The organism is Vibrio sp. 14N.309.X.WAT.E.F5 (assembly GCF_030397615.1).
Taxonomy (GTDB): Bacteria; Pseudomonadota; Gammaproteobacteria; order Enterobacterales; family Vibrionaceae; genus Vibrio; species Vibrio lentus.
In genome coordinates this window covers 48,752-68,092 of the sequence record NZ_JAPNXR010000027.1, presented here as the reverse complement: position 1 = coordinate 68,092, position 19,341 = coordinate 48,752, and the positions used below count along the sequence as shown (strand labels likewise).

General features: G+C 45.5%; 17 protein-coding genes. All 17 read left to right on the top strand.

Annotation, left to right across the window (positions count from 1 at the left end):
• Positions 1 to 692: 692 nt before the first annotated feature.
• The 17 genes from OW495_RS21520 to fliM all read left to right on the top strand — a co-directional run bounded on the left by OW495_RS21520 (position 693) and on the right by fliM (position 19,323).
• A complete protein-coding gene (locus OW495_RS21520; RefSeq protein WP_017104817.1) occupies positions 693 to 1,823 on the top strand; it encodes a flagellin in 1,131 nt (376 codons plus the stop codon).
• 81 nt (positions 1,824 to 1,904) lie between these two features.
• Entirely contained in the window at positions 1,905 to 2,330 is a 426-nt protein-coding gene (gene flaG, locus OW495_RS21515; RefSeq protein WP_017104818.1) for a flagellar protein FlaG, read from the top strand.
• Positions 2,331 to 2,352: 22 nt separating this feature from the next.
• Positions 2,353 to 4,377, top strand: coding sequence for a flagellar filament capping protein FliD (gene fliD / locus OW495_RS21510; protein ID WP_102514436.1), 2,025 nt, complete (start codon positions 2,353 to 2,355; stop codon positions 4,375 to 4,377).
• Between the two features lie 3 nt (positions 4,378 to 4,380).
• Entirely contained in the window at positions 4,381 to 4,686 is a 306-nt protein-coding gene (locus OW495_RS21505; RefSeq protein ID WP_289888270.1) for a flagellar protein FliT, read from the top strand.
• Positions 4,687 to 4,698: 12 nt separating this feature from the next.
• The gene (fliS, locus tag OW495_RS21500; protein WP_017104821.1) at positions 4,699 to 5,109 is read left to right on the top strand and encodes a flagellar export chaperone FliS; all 411 of its coding nucleotides are present in this window, start codon (positions 4,699 to 4,701) and stop codon (positions 5,107 to 5,109) included.
• A gap of 228 nt (positions 5,110 to 5,337) precedes the next feature.
• Complete coding sequence (locus tag OW495_RS21495; protein ID WP_102308178.1) at positions 5,338 to 6,804, top strand: sigma-54 dependent transcriptional regulator; 1,467 nt, start codon at positions 5,338 to 5,340, stop codon at positions 6,802 to 6,804.
• A gap of 185 nt (positions 6,805 to 6,989) precedes the next feature.
• A complete protein-coding gene (locus OW495_RS21490) occupies positions 6,990 to 8,024 on the top strand; it encodes an ATP-binding protein (protein ID WP_017104823.1) in 1,035 nt (344 codons plus the stop codon).
• A gap of 30 nt (positions 8,025 to 8,054) precedes the next feature.
• A complete protein-coding gene (locus tag OW495_RS21485; RefSeq protein ID WP_102310679.1) occupies positions 8,055 to 9,464 on the top strand; it encodes a sigma-54 dependent transcriptional regulator in 1,410 nt (469 codons plus the stop codon).
• Positions 9,465 to 9,596: 132 nt separating this feature from the next.
• On the top strand, positions 9,597 to 9,908 hold the full coding sequence (gene fliE / locus OW495_RS21480; protein ID WP_010439327.1) for a flagellar hook-basal body complex protein FliE: 312 nt from the start codon (positions 9,597 to 9,599) through the stop codon (positions 9,906 to 9,908).
• 16 nt (positions 9,909 to 9,924) lie between these two features.
• Entirely contained in the window at positions 9,925 to 11,667 is a 1,743-nt protein-coding gene (gene fliF / locus OW495_RS21475) for a flagellar basal-body MS-ring/collar protein FliF (RefSeq protein WP_065104904.1), read from the top strand.
• A complete protein-coding gene (gene fliG / locus OW495_RS21470) occupies positions 11,660 to 12,721 on the top strand; it encodes a flagellar motor switch protein FliG (RefSeq protein WP_017104826.1) in 1,062 nt (353 codons plus the stop codon). The genes fliF and fliG overlap by 8 nt, the downstream gene beginning before the upstream one ends.
• A 123-nt stretch (positions 12,722 to 12,844) precedes the next feature.
• Positions 12,845 to 13,645 carry a flagellar assembly protein FliH gene (gene fliH / locus OW495_RS21465; protein WP_065113389.1) on the top strand — a complete coding sequence of 267 codons (801 nt, stop codon included), beginning with the start codon at positions 12,845 to 12,847 and terminating at the stop codon, positions 13,643 to 13,645.
• A complete protein-coding gene (gene fliI / locus OW495_RS21460; RefSeq protein WP_102514433.1) occupies positions 13,645 to 14,964 on the top strand; it encodes a flagellar protein export ATPase FliI in 1,320 nt (439 codons plus the stop codon). The genes fliH and fliI overlap by 1 nt, the downstream gene beginning before the upstream one ends.
• Before the next feature lie 22 nt (positions 14,965 to 14,986).
• Entirely contained in the window at positions 14,987 to 15,424 is a 438-nt protein-coding gene (gene fliJ, locus OW495_RS21455) for a flagellar export protein FliJ (protein WP_017104828.1), read from the top strand.
• A 182-nt stretch (positions 15,425 to 15,606) separates the two neighbouring features.
• Positions 15,607 to 17,730, top strand: a complete 2,124-nt coding sequence (locus tag OW495_RS21450; protein WP_102514432.1) for a flagellar hook-length control protein FliK — start codon at positions 15,607 to 15,609, stop codon at positions 17,728 to 17,730.
• Positions 17,731 to 17,783: 53 nt separating this feature from the next.
• Complete coding sequence (fliL, locus tag OW495_RS21445; RefSeq protein WP_065104900.1) at positions 17,784 to 18,272, top strand: flagellar basal body-associated protein FliL; 489 nt, start codon at positions 17,784 to 17,786, stop codon at positions 18,270 to 18,272.
• Positions 18,273 to 18,279: 7 nt separating this feature from the next.
• Complete coding sequence (fliM, locus tag OW495_RS21440) at positions 18,280 to 19,323, top strand: flagellar motor switch protein FliM (protein ID WP_017110130.1); 1,044 nt, start codon at positions 18,280 to 18,282, stop codon at positions 19,321 to 19,323.
• The last annotated feature ends 18 nt before the right edge of the window (positions 19,324 to 19,341 follow it).

Genomic DNA, 19,341 nt, shown 5'->3' with positions numbered 1-19,341 from the left:
CTCGTGGTGAGAGATGAGCGCTAAACAGACCCAGCTTCGGCTGGGTTTTTTATTGTCTGTTATTTGGGAAAAGTGCGCTGTCGGTGAACAGGAGTAAAAGTGAGGTTCCCTATCACGTTCGTTCCTCACTGTAGGGAATGACGGGGATAGAGTGATGATGACTTCACAGCATCGCGAGATGAGCACTGTTGGCCTGAGTGCATAATGTTTCAGTTTGAACAAAGGTATTTGTCGTCATTCCAGAACCGAGTAGAACGAGGTATCAGGAATCTGTTTTTTTAATAGAAGCGTTGTTCAATATCTCACTTACCACAGTGACCAATGACGAGTGGTTCATAAATTAATGGGACATCTGCCGTCATCCCAGAATCGAGTAGAACTATATATCAGGGATCTTTTTTGGTTTTTATATTCAACGCCACGCTCATTAATCCAAGTTGAATGGAAACTTTAGCGAATGTCGCTCTATTAATTGAATCCCGATCACACTTTTCTTTGTTGTTGAAAAGAATACGAAAAAAAGCACATTTTTTATTAAAGCTTCTACTTAAGGGGCCGTTAAAGGGATTGAGAGAAATGATATGTACCAATGTAAGGTGAGAGAGACACTGGTGCATAAACAAAATTGACATGTATTTGTGTGAGGTGAGAGTCACATAAGTACATTAAAAAATGCCTAAAGGAGATCAACTATGGCGATTAATGTAAGCACTAATGTGTCTGCAATGACGGCTCAGCGCTACCTAAATAGCGCGGCTGAAGGTACTCAAAAATCAATGGAGCGTTTGTCTTCTGGCTATAAAATCAATAGCGCAAAAGATGATGCTGCAGGCCTACAAATCTCTAACCGCTTAACGTCGCAAAGCCGTGGCCTAGATATGGCTGTGAAAAACGCGAATGACGGTATCTCTATTGCACAGACAGCTGAAGGTGCAATGAATGAGTCAACCAACATTCTGCAACGTATGCGTGACCTTTCTCTTCAATCTTCAAATGGTTCAAACAGCAAATCTGAACGTGTTGCGATCCAAGAAGAAGTCTCTGCTCTAAATACTGAGCTTAACCGTATCGCTGAAACGACCTCTTTTGGTGGTAACAAGCTTCTTAACGGTACTTACGGTAGCCAATCTTTCCAAATCGGTGCTGATTCTGGTGAAGCAGTAATGCTAACGATGAACAACATGCGTACCGACACTCAAGACATGGGTGGCAAAAGCTACGGTGTTACTGAAGGTAAAGATGCTTCATGGCGTGTGGCTGCGGGCTCTGACCTAACGATCAAATACAACGATAAGTTTGGTGAAGCACAAGAGTTGTCTATTTCTGCGAAGGAAGGCAACGATATGGAAGAGCTTGCAACTTACATCAACGGTCAAAGCCAAGACGTTAAAGCGTCTGTTGGTGAAGGCGGCAAACTGCAACTTTTCGCTTCAAGCCAAAAAGTTGATGGTGATGTTGAGTTCGGTGGCAGCCTTGCTGGTGAACTTGGTATTGGTGCAGCTAAAGACGTGACTGTTAACGATATCGACGTAACTTCAGTTGCTGGTGCAAACGAAGCGGTGTCTATCATCGATGGCGCACTGAAATCTGTTGATAGTAACCGTGCTTCTCTTGGTGCTTTCCAAAACCGTTTTGACCACGCAATCAGCAACTTAGATAACATCAACGAAAACGTTAATGCATCTAAGAGCCGTATCAAAGATACTGATTACGCGAAAGAAACAACAGCAATGACGAAGTCTCAAATCCTACAACAGGCGAGTACTTCTATCCTAGCTCAAGCAAAACAATCACCATCAGCAGCTCTAAGCTTATTGGGCTAAACTTACTTCGGTAAGTAGCGGTAAACTCTACTTTGGGTAGAGTTTTACTGTATGGCTCACAAAGGAGGGAGGGAGACTGTTATGGAAATATCATCCAACACATCGAACATCCAGCCTTATGGCTCACCTAATGGCATTAAATTTGCAAGCGATGAAGGTAGTAGTGCGTCGAGTACTTCACGACTGAAAGAAGCAACATCTTATGGCAAAGTAGAGAAATCGAAAGAGGAAGCTACTGAAGCGGCGATTCAATTGGCTCAACATAGACAAGAGTTAAATGATGAAGAGCGAGTCAAGATGGTAGAGAAGGTAAACGAGTTTATCTCTTCTCTCAATAAAGGTGTTGCCTTTAAAGTCGATGAAGAATCGGGGAGAGATGTGGTCACGATTTATGAGACCACTACTGGAGATATTATTCGCCAGATTCCCGATGAAGAAATGCTTGAAATTCTAAGACGCCTAGCAGCCCAAAACTCAAATAGTCGAATATTTGAGGTGAAGGTTTAAGTCGTATTATTGAGGTGATTTAATGAGTTTTGGCCCAATGGGGATTTCGTCTGGCATGGATATCAATTCCATGGTCAGCAAAATTGTTGATTCTGAGCGTGTGCCTAAACAGCAACGAATCGACAATGAACGAACGCGAATCGATACCAGCATTAGTGCCTATGGAAGACTCAGAGAATCTCTCGATTCGATGAAAAATCTGATGACAAACTTTCGTCAGGAGAAAGCTTTCGCCGTGAGAACAGTCGAAAGTACCGATGAAGGTCTGGTTTCTGCAACAGCGACTACCGAAGCGATCGCTGGCAAATATGCCATCGATGTGTTGCAGCTTGCCCAAAGCCATAAAGTGGCTTCTGATGTTTTGTCAGAAGACATGAAATTTGGTCCAGGCAAGCTGCAGATTTCGTTAGGTGACAAGAGCTTTGACGTACAAGTTAGCGATAGATCGAAACTGATCGAGGTTGTTCGCGGAATTAACGGCGCAGATAAAAACCCAGGCGTTCGTGCTTCTATCATCAATGATGTTGAAGGCCCGCGACTTATCGTTGCTTCCAATCAGTCTGGTTCTGACCAACAAATCAATATCAATGTCGATTCCGACTCTGCAAATCCCTTAAAAAAACTCGAATATAGAACGCTTGAAGAGCGTGTTGAATCGTTAGAGAAAGCTCGCCTTGCTGCTCAAGAACTCCTAGCTCTAACGCCGGCAGGCAAAGCTGTCGAACTCATCGATGACGCGATCGCTAACGATGATCCTAATGCGAGTGAAACACTCGATGAAAACGGAAATATCATTCCGGCAACCCAAACAGATTCCACAGCAGCTGACGAAGGCTCCGAAAGCCTCAGTTATGGCGAACAGGCAGCAGCTGACGGCCAGGCAGCCCTAGACGCAGCTCAAGCTGCAAAGTCGGTCATGCCTGAAGACAATATTCCAGGTTGGAGTGAGACGGCCTCTGGTACGCTCCTAGACTCCTATTACTCACCTGAACTTGAGCTTGATGAAAAAGCAATTGAGAAAGCACCCGATGTTCCGGGTTGGTCAAATGCAGCATCAGGTACCTTGACCGATTCATACGTCACGCCAAAAGAAGCACAGCAGAAACTCGAAGCCGAACAAGCTCGTATTGAAGAGAAAATCGCTCAAGAAAAAACTGAGCTGGCTGAAAAAGTAGAAAAGGGCGAATTAACCGCTGAACAAGCTAAAAACATAGAACGCTCTAAGCTATCGCCAGAAGAGCGTGAGCAATTGGAAAAAGTCGACAAAGTACAAGCCGACCTAGCTCAAGCGCAGCAATCATTTGATACTTATAGCGGTATGACGGAAGTTCAAGCTGGCCAAGATTCAATGGTGGTTTTGGACGGCGTTGCTCAGCTTTCTAGCAATAACAATGTGATTGAAGATGCCGTTGAAGGTATCGATATTACGGTTAAAGGAAAAACACCGAAAGATAAGCCACCGGCAGAAATCGGTGTTGAGTACGACCGCAATAGTGTTCGCCAAGATATCGAATCCTTTGTGAGTTCTTATAACCAGTTTTATCAAGTTTCTAAAGACTTGGCGGGTGTTGACCCAACAACAGGCCAAAAAGGCCCACTTTCTGGTGACAGTACGGTACGTAATGCCGACTCAAGGTTAAAAGGCGTCTTCTCATCGAGCATTGAGGGTGCGCCAGATAACCTTAAATCATTGACTGAGTTTGGTATCACGACAACTAGACAAGGTTCGCTAGAGATCAACTACGACATGCTTGACCGTCAACTCAACAACAACTTCGATAAGTTGGGTGAGTTCTTTGGCGGTAACAATGGTTTCGCCAAAAAAGTGGAAGATGCAATTCAAGGCATCACCGGTATTACGGGCTCTATTCGTACACGAGAAAAGAGTCTGGTCGAACAGAATTATCGCTTAGTTGATGATCAAAGTGCATTGGACCGTCGCATGGATAGCCTACAAAACCGGACACACTCTAAGTTTACGGCTATGCAAGATGCGACCAGCAAAATGCAGTCTCAATTGGGCAGTATGATGAATGCGTTGGGCTAATCGATGAATAGCCAGCTTCAAGAGCTTTGTGAACTGGATCAATTAATTATCTCTAAGCTCGAGTTTAGTGAAATTAATGCTGAAGAAATAACGCAGCTTGTCGATAACAGAGAACAGTTATTGCAAAACGTGCTTCAATTCATCGACTCACACCCCGACGTTAAGCAAAGTTCTGAATGGTTTGAAGCCATTACCAGAACCAGAAAATTGGTCGAATTGATGCAGTCTGAGACGACTCGAGTAGGTAAGAACCTACACAAATACCGTCACGGTGCTAAATCAGTTCAACAATACAAAAAGTTTTTATAGAAGAGGTTTACTATGCGCGGTTCTTTACAGGCATATAAAAAGGTATCAGTGGATAGTCAGCTAACAGCTGCCTCACCCCATAAGATTGTACAAATGTTGATGGCGGGTGCTATTGAACGCTTGATTCAAGGTAAAGCGGCAATGCAAGCGGGCAACATTCCAGTGAAAGGTGAGCGTCTTGGTAAGGCTCTAGATATCATTATTAGCCTACGTAGTTGCCTTTCTATGGCCGATGGTGGCGATATTGCGAAAAACCTAGATCAACTTTATGAGTTCATGATCACGCAAATTTCTGCGGCAAATCACAAAAATGACCCACAGCCAATTGATGATGTTATCGATATTATCCGCGAAATTAAGAGCGCTTGGGACCAAATTCCGAACGAATATCACAACTTGACGTCTGCTGACGTAGGTATTTAAAGAAAAACTATCCTTCCAACTAGCGACACTTACGTTAATTGGTTGGTTGCCTTATTTTTTTAATCAAATAAAATAGAAGCCATTAGATAGCCTAATGGCTTTTTTCGTTGCTGATTTCCTTAATTTGTCCACGTAAAACATAATCATTGATATATTCTTCTGTTTTATAGATTACGTTGCTCACCGTTTTTCCGCATCGCACCAAAATAAAGGCAATAATTCCTACTTATGCATGGTTTGGCAAAACTGCTTGTCGTCGATGATAATTCTCAAGATCGTCACAATTTAAGCACAATATTAGAGTTTGTAGGAGAGAGCTGCGAAGTAATCAGCTCGGAACAAGCACGTAAAGTGGATTGGTCACTACAGTGGTCAGGCTGCATTATTGGCTCAATTAAAGGTAAAGGCTTCAACGCTTTACTCAATGAAAAGCTCGTTCACGCAAATCACATCCCATTGCTTGTTATTGGCAAGCATAATCATTCGGTCGATGAACTCACCAACTATGTTGGCGAATTAGAGCTGCCTCTTAATTATCCTCAATTAAGTGATGCATTAAGACACTGTAAAGACTTCTTAGGTCGTAAAGGTGTCCAAGTTGTTTCTTCTGCACGTGATAACACACTGTTTCGTAGCCTCGTTGGGCAAAGTGCTGGCATTCAAGAAGTTCGCCACTTAATTGAACAAGTCTCTTCAACTGACGCGAATGTACTGATTCTTGGTGAATCAGGTACAGGTAAAGAAGTGGTTGCTCGAAACATTCATTATCATTCTAAGCGTCGCTCTGGGCCTTTCGTACCAGTGAACTGTGGCGCGATTCCGCCAGACTTATTGGAAAGTGAGCTGTTTGGCCATGAGAAAGGTGCGTTTACCGGAGCGATTACCGCACGTAAAGGGCGCTTTGAGTTAGCTGAAGGTGGCACGCTATTTCTTGATGAAATCGGCGATATGCCAATGGCGATGCAGGTTAAACTGCTGCGCGTGTTACAAGAGCGATGCTTTGAACGCGTTGGTGGTAACAACACGATTCAAGCTGACGTTCGCGTGATTGCGGCAACACACCGCAACCTTGAAGACATGATCGACGATGACTCGTTCCGTGAAGATCTTTACTATCGCTTGAATGTCTTCCCGATCGAAATGCCTGCGCTTCAAGATCGCAAAGAAGACATTCCATTGCTGCTTCAAGAGCTGATGACTCGAATGGAAGCGGAAGGCAGCATGCCTATCTGTTTCACTGCTCGAGCGATTAACTCTATGATGGAGCATTACTGGCCAGGAAACGTTCGTGAACTAGCAAACTTAGTTGAGCGTATGGTTATCCTCTACCCGAACAGTTTGGTAGACGTCAATCACCTGCCCACTAAATATCGATACAGTGATATTCCTGAGTTCCAACCAGAGTTCAATAGCTTTGTATCAGAGGAAGAGCAAGAACGTGATGCTCTGGCAGACTTGTTCTCAGAGGATTTCAGCTTTGACCAACAAGACGATCTCGCTGATAACGCAAATGCACCTCAAGAGTTGCCTCCTGAAGGTGTAAATTTGAAAGAGCTTCTCGCTGATATGGAAGTGAACATGATCAATCAAGCTTTGGAGGCTCAGGGTGGAATTGTTGCTCGTGCTGCCGACATGCTTGGAATGCGCAGAACGACTTTGGTTGAAAAAATGCGTAAATATAATCTACAGCGATAGAGCTCAGATTCGCGTTCAGCGGTATCAAGTTAAGACGGGTGTTGAGTTAAAACATCGTTTTGATTGAGACAGTAGAAAGGACATAGTCGAGTTGTTGCTTGCTTAACTATGTGATAAATATAGCAAATAGCCTGACGCGTGTTTTACGTGTCAGGCTGTTTTAGTATTTGAGGCAAATTTTTGACATGCACGAATCAGAAAATCAATCACACCTAGATTCAGTTGAACAGCAGGTTGAGCGCTATAAGCAAGTGCTTGATGTGATGCCAGCAGGTGTCATCTTGTTAGATACTCATGGGGAAGTAAGAGAAGCTAACCCAGAAGCACACCGTATTCTTGGTGTTGAGTTAGTGGGTGAGAAGTGGTTTTCGGTGATTCAAAGTGCCTTTGACCCTAAAGACGATGATGGACATGAGATTTCATTGAAGAACGGACGTAAGGTTCGCTTGGCGATCTCAGCTTCTACCACGGGTCAGCTTATTTTGATTACCGACCTGACAGAAACTCGTCTTCTACAGTCTCGCGTGAGTGATCTTCAGCGTTTGTCGTCGTTAGGCAGAATGGTTGCCTCGTTGGCGCATCAGGTACGAACTCCGCTTTCGAGCGCGATGTTATACGCGTCGAATCTTGCCGCGCCTAACTTACCTCCGGCTACAAAGACACGTTTTCAATCTAAGCTTATGGATAGATTGCATGACTTAGAGAAGCAAGTGAATGACATGTTGTTGTTTGCCAAAGGTGGCGACAACAAGGTTGTGAAGCCGTTTACCGTCGCTGAACTGATCACTGAATTTCACCCAATGGTGGAAGCGGCATTAAAATCGAACCAGATTGATTATTGCCAGGAAGTGGAAGGCGAAGAGACTCAGATGTTTGGCAACGCTAATGCTATTGCGTCTGCTCTGAGCAACCTAGTTTTGAACGCAGTGCAAATTGCTGGCAAGGAATCGCAGATTGATGTGTTCTTTAGGCCCGTAAACGGCGAACTTAAGATATCAGTACAAGACAGTGGCCCCGGCGTACCGAAAGAGCTTCAAGGTAAAATTATGGAACCCTTCTTTACCACTCGTTCGCAAGGTACCGGCTTGGGGTTAGCGGTTGTGCAAATGGTCTGTCGAGCACATGAAGGCCGATTGGAATTAATATCAGAAGAAGGGGACGGTGCATGTTTTACAATGTGCTTGCCGTTAGAGAGAAGCACTTCTTCTGAAAATGAATAAGTTTTAACTGAATTTACACTGGAGAATCCTATGGCTCAAAGCAAAGTGTTAATCGTCGAAGATGATGAAGGTCTACGCGAAGCCCTTGTCGATACACTCGCACTTGCTGGCTATGAATGGCTAGAAGCGGATTGTGCGGAAGATGCTCTGGTAAAATTGAAATCGAACTCCGTTGATATCGTGGTCTCTGATGTACAGATGGCGGGTATGGGCGGCTTAGCACTGCTAAGAAACATCAAGCAGCATTGGCCAAATCTTCCGGTCTTATTGATGACGGCTTACGCCAACATTGAAGACGCGGTAGCGGCAATGAAAGAAGGCGCTATTGATTACATGGCAAAGCCATTTGCGCCTGAAGTGCTGCTTAATATGGTGAGCCGTTACGCTCCCGTGAAATCGGACGATAATGGCGATGCCATTGTTGCCGATGAGAAAAGCATCAAACTAATGATGTTGGCCGACAAGGTGGCTAAAACCGATGCCAACGTGATGGTGCTAGGGCCAAGTGGTTCTGGTAAAGAGGTTATGTCTCGCTATATTCACAACGCTTCGAGCCGCAAAGACGGTCCGTTTGTTGCGATTAACTGTGCCGCGATTCCAGATAATATGTTGGAGGCGACACTGTTTGGCTACGACAAAGGCGCATTTACTGGCGCTATTCAAGCTTGCCCAGGTAAATTTGAACAAGCGCAGGGCGGTACTATTTTGTTGGATGAGATCAGTGAAATGGATCTTAGCCTACAAGCGAAACTGCTGCGTGTGTTGCAAGAGCGCGAAGTTGAACGTCTTGGTAGTCGTAAGAGCATCAAACTGGACGTCCGTGTTCTGGCAACCAGTAACCGCGACCTTAAGCAGTACGTGTCTGAAGGGAATTTCCGTGAAGATTTATACTACCGATTGAATGTATTCCCAATTACTTGGCCAGCCCTGTGTGAACGTAAAGGAGATATTGAGCCGCTTGCGAAGCATTTGGTTGAACGTCATTGCACCAAACTCGGTATGCCTGTTCCTACTCTATCCGAGCAAGCGATCAGTAAACTCGTCAATTATCCGTGGCCGGGGAATGTTCGTGAACTCGATAATGTCGTGCAGCGCGCGCTAATTCTGAGTGAGCAAGAAAATATTTCAGGTGAACACATCTTACTTGAAGGTGTTGATTGGCAAGACGCAAGTGGCCTACAACAAATTGTTGAAGGTAATAGTATTGCAGCGCCAGAAATTAAGCCGATTGCTGAAGCGAATCCTATCAATAAAGTTGTGGCAGGCAGCGAAGGGCTTGGAAATGAGCTTCGAGATCAAGAGTATGCGATTATTCTTGAAACATTGATTGCTTGTAATGGCCGCCGTAAAGAGATGGCCGAAAAATTGGGAATTAGTCCACGTACGCTGCGTTATAAGTTGGCAAAAATGCGTGATGCTGGAATAGATATCCCAAACTGAGGCTAGATTAGTGGTGCCAGATTTCTGACTGCTGTAGTACGATGTCTAGTCAAATTAATGTGTGGCACGCTAATTGCTCTGTCAATAATACAGCTAAATAGATGGTCATAATTTTGACTCCTGAGGTAGTAGATGAGAATAGATGGTTTACAAGGCGAAATGCAGGCAATGATGGTTGAAGCTGCTAGCGCGCGTCCCGCTGCAACGGGGCAAGCGGTTGGTGCAGACTTTGGCAATATGTTGACGCAAGCCATCAATAACGTGAACTCACTACAAAAGACCTCTGGCGATCTTCAAGCTCGCTTTGATAGCGGTGACCAGAGTGTATCTCTATCCGATGTGATGATCGCTCGGAATAAATCTAGTGTGGCCTTTGAGGCGACGATCCAAATTAGAAATAAATTGGTCGAGTCGTACAAAGAGCTTATGAATATGCCGGTATAAGTTAGGTAGTTGAATAGTGGCAGAAAATAGTCAAACAACAGATTTAGCCGTAAGCGATAGCAACGACCACGCACTTATTGCCGGTTCAGAGCTAGACGGAGAAGGGCAAAATCCCGATCTAGGTGAACGCAGTTCATCAAAGTTCGACATGGCCGTAGGTGATCTTGATTTACTTCGTCAGGTCGTCTTAGTCCTTTCGATTTCTATCTGTGTCGCGCTTATTGTGATGCTGTTTTTCTGGGTTAAAGAGCCAGAAATGCGTCCATTAGGGGCGTATGAAACAGAAGAGTTGATCCCAGTTCTTGATTACTTAGATCTACAGAAGATCGAGTATTCTCTTGAAGGTAACACCATTTCAGTACCGGCCAGTGAGTACAATTCACTGAAGCTTAATATGGTACGAGCGGGATTGAATCAAGAGAGAAACGCAGGTGACGACATCCTCATGCAAGACATGGGTTTTGGCGTATCGCAACGTTTAGAACAAGAGCGCTTAAAACTAAGTCGTGAAAGACAACTTGCGAAAGCCATTGAACAGATGAAACAGGTGCGTAAAGCGCAGGTTTTACTGGCCTTGCCAAAGCAAAGTGTGTTTGTTCGACACAATCAAGAAGCGTCCGCTTCTGTATTCCTAACGGTGAAAACCGGCGCCAACCTAAAACAACAAGAAGTGGATTCTGTTGTTGATATGGTAGCCAGTGCTGTACCGGGAATGAAAACCTCGCGTATTACTGTGACCGATCAGCACGGTCGACTTCTGAGCTCAGGTTCTCAAGACCCAATGTCCACAGCTCGTCGCAAAGAGCACGAACTCGAACGCAACCAAGAACAAGCGTTGCGCGAAAAAATTGACTCTATTCTTATCCCTATTCTTGGTTTTGGTAATTACACCGCTCAGGTAGATATTCAACTCGACTTTAGCGCGGTAGAGCAAACAAGAAAGCGTTTTGACCCGAACACACCAGCAACACGAAGTGAATACACGTTAGAAGATTACAACAATGGCAATACCGTGGCAGGTATCCCAGGTGCTTTGAGCAATCAACCACCGGCAGATGCTTCTATTCCTCAAGATGTTGCTCAGATGAAAGACGGTTCGTTGACAGGGCAGGGTTCGGTTCATAAAGAAGCGACTCGAAACTTCGAGCTAGATACCACCATCAGCCATGAGCGTAAGCAAAGTGGCACGGTTAATCGCCAAACGGTTTCTGTCGCAATCAAAGATCGCCAGTCGTTGAATCCAGATACCGGTGAAGTCGTTCACACGCCAATCCCAGCGAGCGAAATCAATGCGATTCGTCAGGTATTGATCGGTACTGTGGGTTTTGATGAAACTCGTGGTGACCTACTTAATGTATTGAGCATGCAATTTGCGCCTCAAGTGACCGATATCGTAGCGGATGTACCAATTTGGGAGCATCCAAACTTTAACGATTGGATCCGTTGGTTTGCAAGTGCGTTGGTCATTATTGTAGTGGTGTTGGTTCTGGTTCGCCCAGCAATGAAGAAATTGCTTAACCCAGCTGCAGACAATGATGATCAGATGTACGGCCCTGATGGCATGCCGATTGGCGCCGATGGCGAAACCAGCCTGATTGGTGGCGATATCGAAGGTGGTGAATTGTTCGAATTCGGTTCGAGTATAGATTTACCTAACCTTCATAAAGACGAAGATGTGCTTAAAGCAGTACGTGCTCTTGTAGCGAATGAACCAGAGCTAGCAGCTCAAGTAGTTAAGAATTGGATGGCAGATGGCTAACGAAATTGTTCCACAACAAGCTGAAGGCGGTGAAGTGCTTGATGTCGCTAGTGTGGACATCGACTCGATATCGGGTGATGAACGCGCAGCAATCTTGTTATTGAGTCTCAATGAAGAAGATGCGGCCGGTATTATTCGTCACTTAGAGCCTAAGCAGGTTCAACGTGTAGGTAGTGCGATGGCACGTGCCACGGACTTGTCGCAAGAGAAAGTCGGCGCAGTTCACCGTGCCTTTTTAGATGATATTCAGAAGTACACTAACATCGGCATGGGCAGTGAAGACTTCATGCGTAACGCATTGGTGGCGGCTCTGGGTGAAGATAAGGCGAATAACCTTGTTGACCAGATCCTTCTGGGTACAGGCTCGAAAGGTTTGGATTCTCTTAAGTGGATGGATCCTCGTCAGGTGGCAAGTATTATCATCAACGAGCACCCTCAGATTCAAACGATTGTATTGTCTTACCTAGAAGCCGATCAGTCAGCTGAGATCTTATCTCAGTTCCCTGAACGTGTGCGTCTAGACTTAATGATGCGTATTGCTAACCTTGAAGAAGTTCAACCTTCGGCGCTTGCTGAATTGAACGAAATCATGGAGAAACAGTTTGCGGGTCAAGCTGGTGCTCAAGCAGCCAAAATTGGTGGCCTGAAAGCTGCGGCTGAAATCATGAACTACATGGATAATAACGTCGAAGGTGTCTTGATGGATCAAATCCGAGATCAAGACGAAGACATGGCAACGCAGATTCAAGATCTTATGTTTGTCTTTGAAAACCTTATCGAAGTTGATGACCAAGGCGTTCAACGATTGCTGCGTGATGTTCCACAAGATATTCTTCAGAAAGCACTTAAGGGTGCCGATGAAGGTCTACGTGAGAAGATCTTCAAGAACATGTCTAAACGTGCTGCCGATATGATGAGAGACGATATTGAGGCGATGCCGCCAGTGAAAGTCTCTGAAGTGGAAGCGGCTCAGAAAGAGATCTTGGGTATTGCGAGGAAAATGGCAGACAGTGGCGAGATTATGCTATCTGGCGGTGCCGACGAGTTCCTCTAATACGAAATCTCAAAGCCCCACAGTGTTGGGGCTTTTCTTTATCCAATCTCGAAATCCCAATTATTTAAGTCTAACTCTCTGAATTTAAATAGTAGTTTGACTCACACATAGATAGGTACTGATATGTCAGGTGATAGAAAACGCGGCTTCCTTCGTCCCGATGAAGATAATACGGTTGCCCAGCCTCAAAAATGGGGGCTCCCTGATTACACTTCTGACGTGAGTAAAAATGCTAAAGAGACGGCGTTTAATTACGACCCTAGCTGGATGCCCACAGTTGAAGAAGCCATTGAAGACGAAGAGCTTGTTCTGACTGAAGAGCAAATCGAACTGATCAAGCAAGGCGCTTATCAGGAAGGCCTTCACCAAGGGCAAGAAGCTGGCTTTAAGCAGGGCTACGAAAAAGGCAAAGAAGAAGGACTTGTTGCGGGTCATGCAGAGGGCAATGAAGCGGGTAAGCTTGAAGGTGTTACTGCTGGGCAAGAATATATTCAACAACAGGTCGCAGTTTTTATGGGGCTTGCTAACCAATTCGCACAGCCATTAGAGCTAATGAACGCTCAGGTAGAGAAGCAATTGGTCGACATGGTATTAACCATGGTTAAAGAAGTCGTTCATGTTGAAGTTCAAACCAACCCGAAAATCATATTAGATACCGTGAAAGAATCGGTCGAGTCATTGCCGATCTCTGGTCACGCAATCACTTTAAAACTTAACCCTGAAGATGTTGCGATTATCCGTTCTGCACATGGTGACTCTGAACTGGAATGTCGGAATTGGACTCTAGTAGCAGAGCCTGCACTCAACCGTGGTGATGTGCAAATCGAAGCCGGTGAGTCGAGTGTTAATTACCGCATGGAAGATCGCGTGAAAAACGTGATTCAAAACTTCTGTGGCGCCAATCGTCATCAAGGTCATGAGTAATGCTTGAACTCGCGAATCGCCTAAGCCAATACAAAGTCGAAGGGCTGAAATCACGACCGATTGCCTCAGGTAAGTTGGTGCGTGTGGTTGGCTTAACGCTTGAGGCAACTGGCTGTAAAGCTCCGATTGGTAGTCTGTGCTTGGTCGAAACCATGTCTGGTCAGATGGAAGCCGAGGTGGTTGGCTTCTCCGGTGATAATCTATTTTTGATGCCGAGTGAGCAAATCACGGGGATCTTACCGGGTGCACGTGTTACTCCAGTGACCTCTGAAAGTGGCATTCCTGTCGGGATGGAACTGCTTGGACGTGTGATCGATGGCGTAGGTAACCCGCTTGATGGGCTAGGTCCAATCTATACCGAGCAACGCGCTTCATTTAACGCAGAACCCATCAACCCTTTAGCTCGTAAACCTATTTCTGAGCCACTCGATGTCGGCTTGAAGGCCATCAATGGCTTGCTCACGGTGGGTAAAGGTCAACGTATTGGCCTGTTTGCAGGTTCCGGTGTCGGTAAATCGGTCACGCTTGGTATGATGACTCGAGGCACAACGGCGCAAGTGGTCGTAGTGGGTTTGATTGGTGAACGTGGACGCGAAGTTAAAGAATTTATCGAAGAGATTCTTGGCGAAGATGGCCGTAAACGTTCGGTAGTTGTCGCCGCTCCTGCGGATTCATCACCATTAATGCGTTTGAAGGGTTGCCAAACCGCACTAGCCGTTGCCGAGTATTTCCGAGACCAAGGCTTAGATGTTTTGCTGTTGATGGATTCACTAACCCGTTTTGCTCAAGCACAACGTGAGATCGCTCTGTCGGTCGGTGAGCCGCCAGCAACCAAAGGTTATCCGCCATCTGTGTTTGCCAAGCTTCCTGCGCTAGTGGAAAGAGCGGGTAACGGTAATGATGAACAAGGCTCTATTACCGCTTTCTTCACTGTTCTAACCGAAGGTGATGACTTGCAAGACCCGATTGCTGATGCGTCGCGAGCGATTTTGGATGGTCACATTGTGTTGTCTCGAGAGATGGCCGATGCCGGTCATTATCCTGCGATTGATGTAGAGAAGTCGGTCAGTCGTGTTATGCCTCAAATTACCACTGAAGAACATGTTTTGATGTCGAAAGCAGTGCGCCAAGTGTTGTCTATTTGTCGTAAGAACCAAGATTTGGTATCGATTGGCGCCTACAAACCGGGGGCTGATCCTGCCATTGATAGTGCCTTCACCTTGAAACCGAGATTGGATGAGTACTTACAACAGAAAATGAAAGAAACGGTTCCTTATGACATGTGCGTCAACATGTTGAAGCATGTGTTAGGGGGCTAGGCCGTGTTGAATAAGGTCAATCATGGATAACGCGTTAGAATTTCTTCTCGATCAAGCGAAAGACCAAGAGAACCAAGCCGTATTGGCGCTAAACAAAGCGAATTCTGAGTTACAAGGTTACTACGATCAGGTCTCGCAGATTGAAAAATACCGACTTGATTACTGTCAGCAATTGATCGACCGAGGTAAAGCGGGGCTTACAGCTAGCCAATATGGTCACTTGAATCGATTCCTGACTCAGCTTGACGAAACGCTTTCCAAGCAAAGAGAAGCGGAACATCACTTCAAAAATCAGGTCGATAACTGCCAAGACTATTGGATGGAACTACGTAAAAAGCGTAAATCCTACGAGTGGTTGATGGAGAAAAAGCAGAAAGAGAAAGCCAAACTGCAAGACCAAAGAGAACAAAAACAAATGGATGAGTTCTCGACTCTGATGTATGGCCGAAAGAAGATGTGATCCTAAGCCACGAACGATGCAGGTATTGTTCGGCAGATTGTAAAATCGAAACTTATAGGCATGTTTCTTGCTCCGTTTTATATAAAATTGCGTGTTATGCCCGACAACGGTATGAAAAACGCCCGACTTTCTTTTTGTTGCCTAGTTTGTGGCAGCAAAGCTAGTAGATAGAGCTTGTATATATGAATGTTAGTCTTTCCTCAAATTCAGCGACCAACAAAACGTCATCATTGTTGGACACCGGTTCTGCCTCTCCAAAGGTAGAAGAAACCGGTGACTCAAAAGGTTTCTTTGAGTCTTTTAAAGAAGCGCTAGGCTTTGAAGAAAGTGACAGTAAAACAACAGTTAAAGATGCCGACAGCGCCTCTAAATCTGACGGTAACCAAACCTCGATTTCGGGTGACGACAGTGCATCGGTTAAATCGAGTTCTGCTGAAGATGAAGCATCTTCTGAAGTGACTAAAGGCGATGGTAGTGAATCTAAGAGCGCAGACGCAGCAAGTGAAGCTCAAACTAAGCAAGCTTCTGCAAAGTTGGAGGCTGAAAAAGTTTCTAATGAAAAGGCTGTCACTGAAAAAATGGCTGCTGAACAAACGTCTGAATTAGAACCGACACTGGAAGGCACAAGCTCATCGAATCCAACCGATGGCAATGCACTCACCGAGAAATCGCTAGCCAAAGGGGAACAACCTCAAGGTGCCTCTCAAGCGAATGCTGCAATGAGTGAGGGCAACAAATTACTTGGTCAGTTGGATGAGGCAAATAAAACGCTCAATCAAACACCGAACGGCAAAGGCTTGCCTCAGCAAGCTCAAGGTCATATCGCGGGTGCTTCTGTTGCAGGGGCTTCTTCCCCTACAGGCGAAATGGACAAGGCGGCACTACAAGCCAATGTGGCAAATCAAGATAATGGCTTGGACGTCGATTCTGAAATCGCAGTGCTTACCGGTGGTAAAGGCGTTTCTCAACTGACAGATGATGAAATCCGTCAATTGATGGACAAAGGCGTTACTCCCGAGCAAATCGAAACGAGTATGAGCCGAGAACTGAGCCAAAAAAATGCGGCTAGCGATGTTGCGGCTGTTCAAGGTCAAGCAATCTCGCCAGCAGATATTGATCTCGCAAAGCAGGTTGACGCTCAAACCAAAGCGTTGAACCAATTGAATGCGCAAATCGAATCAGAACAGTCAATCGTCGATGGTCTGCTTCAAAAGCAACAAAGCGGGGCTAAGTTGTCGGTTGATGAGCAAACCGCTCTGGCTAAAGCGACGTCTAACCTCGAAGTATTGAACCAGCAACTCACTAATGTTCAACAGCAAGCAAACGCTCTGTTAAGCCAAGCTCCGGACTTGAACGGTGCATTAGGTCAAACAGCCGCAATTGAGTGGGATAATACGGATTCGGCTGAAGCCAAAGCGTTAGCAGCAGTGGCATCGACAGCGGCTGTTGCGACGGCAGCCCAACAAGCGACGTCACAGATGTCATCTCAAGCTGCAACTAATGCTGTGGCAGACAAGGCAACAATGTTACATGCCAATAATGCGCACGCGGCTCAACAGGCTGCCGCGCAACAGTTAACAGCTCAGCAGGGCAATGCCGCTTCTGCACAACAAGCAGCCTTGGACCCGAGTTTAACGGCGCAAAGCTTGGCAATGAATACACCGGTAGCAGCGACTAAAGCGGGTGCAACGGATATGTTGCTCAAAGCTGGCGCTGGCACGGCTGCATTGTCTGGTCTTGGAAAGGCAGGTGCTAGAGAAGACTCCAAAGATTCGACATTGGCTCAGCAGATAGCATCTGCCGCTGGTGTTCAAGGTACTGCAACGACTGGTTCGGCTCCTACACGCGCTGAGATTCAAGCTGCTCAACAAGCTCCTTTGCAACTCACTAAAGAACTGGCCAATGAGCAAGTGGCAGAAAAAGTACAAATGATGATGTCTAAGAACCTTAAGAACTTGGATATCCGCCTCGATCCACCAGAGTTGGGTCAGATGAAAATTCGCATGAGCATGAATAATGACGTGGCGAACGTGCACTTTACGGTGAGCAATCAACAAGCCAGAGATGTGATTGAGCAGACTTTGCCACGTTTGAGAGAGATGCTTGCTCAACAAGGTATGCAACTGGCCGATTCGTCCGTCCAACAACAGAATTCTGGGCAGAGCCAAAATAGCTATAACAATGGTGAACAACAATCAGGCTCTAACCGCACAAATGATGGGCAAGGTGATGAAAACCTTGATAACGGCAGCAATCTTGAATTGAATGTCGCATCAAAGCGTGATGGAATTAGTTATTATGCCTAGTATCAGGTTTAGATCCGTTAGTCCGTGGAAATAACAGGAAGTTAGAGAAGAATATGTTTGCAGAACAAGCCCCAGGTCAAAAGAAAAGTAAGCTACTTATAATCATAATTGCTGTCGTTGTTTTACTGCTTGCTATCGGTGCTGCTGTGTTCTTTTTTATGGGCTCTAGTGACGATGCCTCTGAATCGAAATCTCAGTCTGCTACCGCTGTAGTCGCGGTTGAACCTGTGATGTATGTTAATATTCCACAACCTTTTTTGTTCAATGTCACCGGTGACAAAAAAGATCGTCTGGTACAGATCAAAGCGCAGCTTATGGTACGAGGCAGCAAGAATGAAGACCTTGCTCGATACCACTCTCCACTCGTTGAAAGTACGTTATTGGCGACCTTTGCCTCTGCAACGGTAGACCAATTGCGCTCTCCGATAGGGCGAGTAGAACTTCGTGACAAGGCGACAGAAGATATTAAAGCAAGTCTGGCTCAAGCAGTGGGTCAGCCTGTTATTGAAAAAGTGTTATTCACTGACTTCGTAATTCAATAGGTAATTTGTGACCGATTTATTAAGCCAAGACGAAATTGATGCGCTATTACATGGTGTCGACGATGTTGAAGAAGTTGAAGATGTCTTAGAGTCCGAAAACGAGAATGCGGTTAATTTCGACTTCTCATCTCAAGACCGAATCGTTCGTGGTCGAATGCCGACCCTTGAACTTATCAATGAGCGTTTCGCGCGTCATATGCGGATTAGTTTGTTTAATATGTTGCGAAAAACGGCTGAAGTGTCGATCAACGGCGTACAAATGATGAAATTTGGTGAGTACCAAAACACATTGTATGTACCGACCAGTTTAAACATGGTGCGTTTCCGACCGCTAAAAGGCACGGCGCTGATCACCATGGAAGCTCGTCTTGTTTTCATCTTGGTAGAGAACTTCTTTGGTGGGGATGGACGCTTCCACGCCAAGATTGAAGGTCGTGAATTTACGCCAACTGAAAGACGAATCATCCAGCTACTGCTTAAAATTGTATTCGAAGACTACAAAGAAGCTTGGTCTCCCGTGATGGGCGTTGAGTTTGAATACTTGGATTCAGAAGTGAACCCGAGTATGGCGAATATCGTCAGCCCAACAGAAGTGATTGTGGTGAGTTCGTTCCATATTGAGGTTGATGGCGGCGGTGGTGATTTCCACGTGGTTATGCCTTACTCCATGGTAGAGCCGATTCGTGAATTGCTGGATGCGGGTGTGCAATCGGACAAGATGGAAACCGACGTTCGTTGGAGTTCAGCACTGCGTGATGAAATCATGGATGTGCCAGTCAACTTCCGTGTCAATTTGCTTGAGCAAGATATCTCTTTGCGTGATTTGATGGAACTTCGTCCTGGCGATGTTATCCCGATGAATATGCCAGAACATGCGACGATGTTCGTTGAAGAGCTACCAACCTACCGTGTGAAAATGGGACGCTCAGGTGAAAAGCTGGCCGTACAGATTTCTGAAAAAATTCAAAGACCGCACGTGGTTAAAACCGATCTCGCTTTCCTAGGTAAAGACTTGATGTCTGAACTAGAAAACAGCGATGATAACGATTAGCAAAATTTAAATGTATAG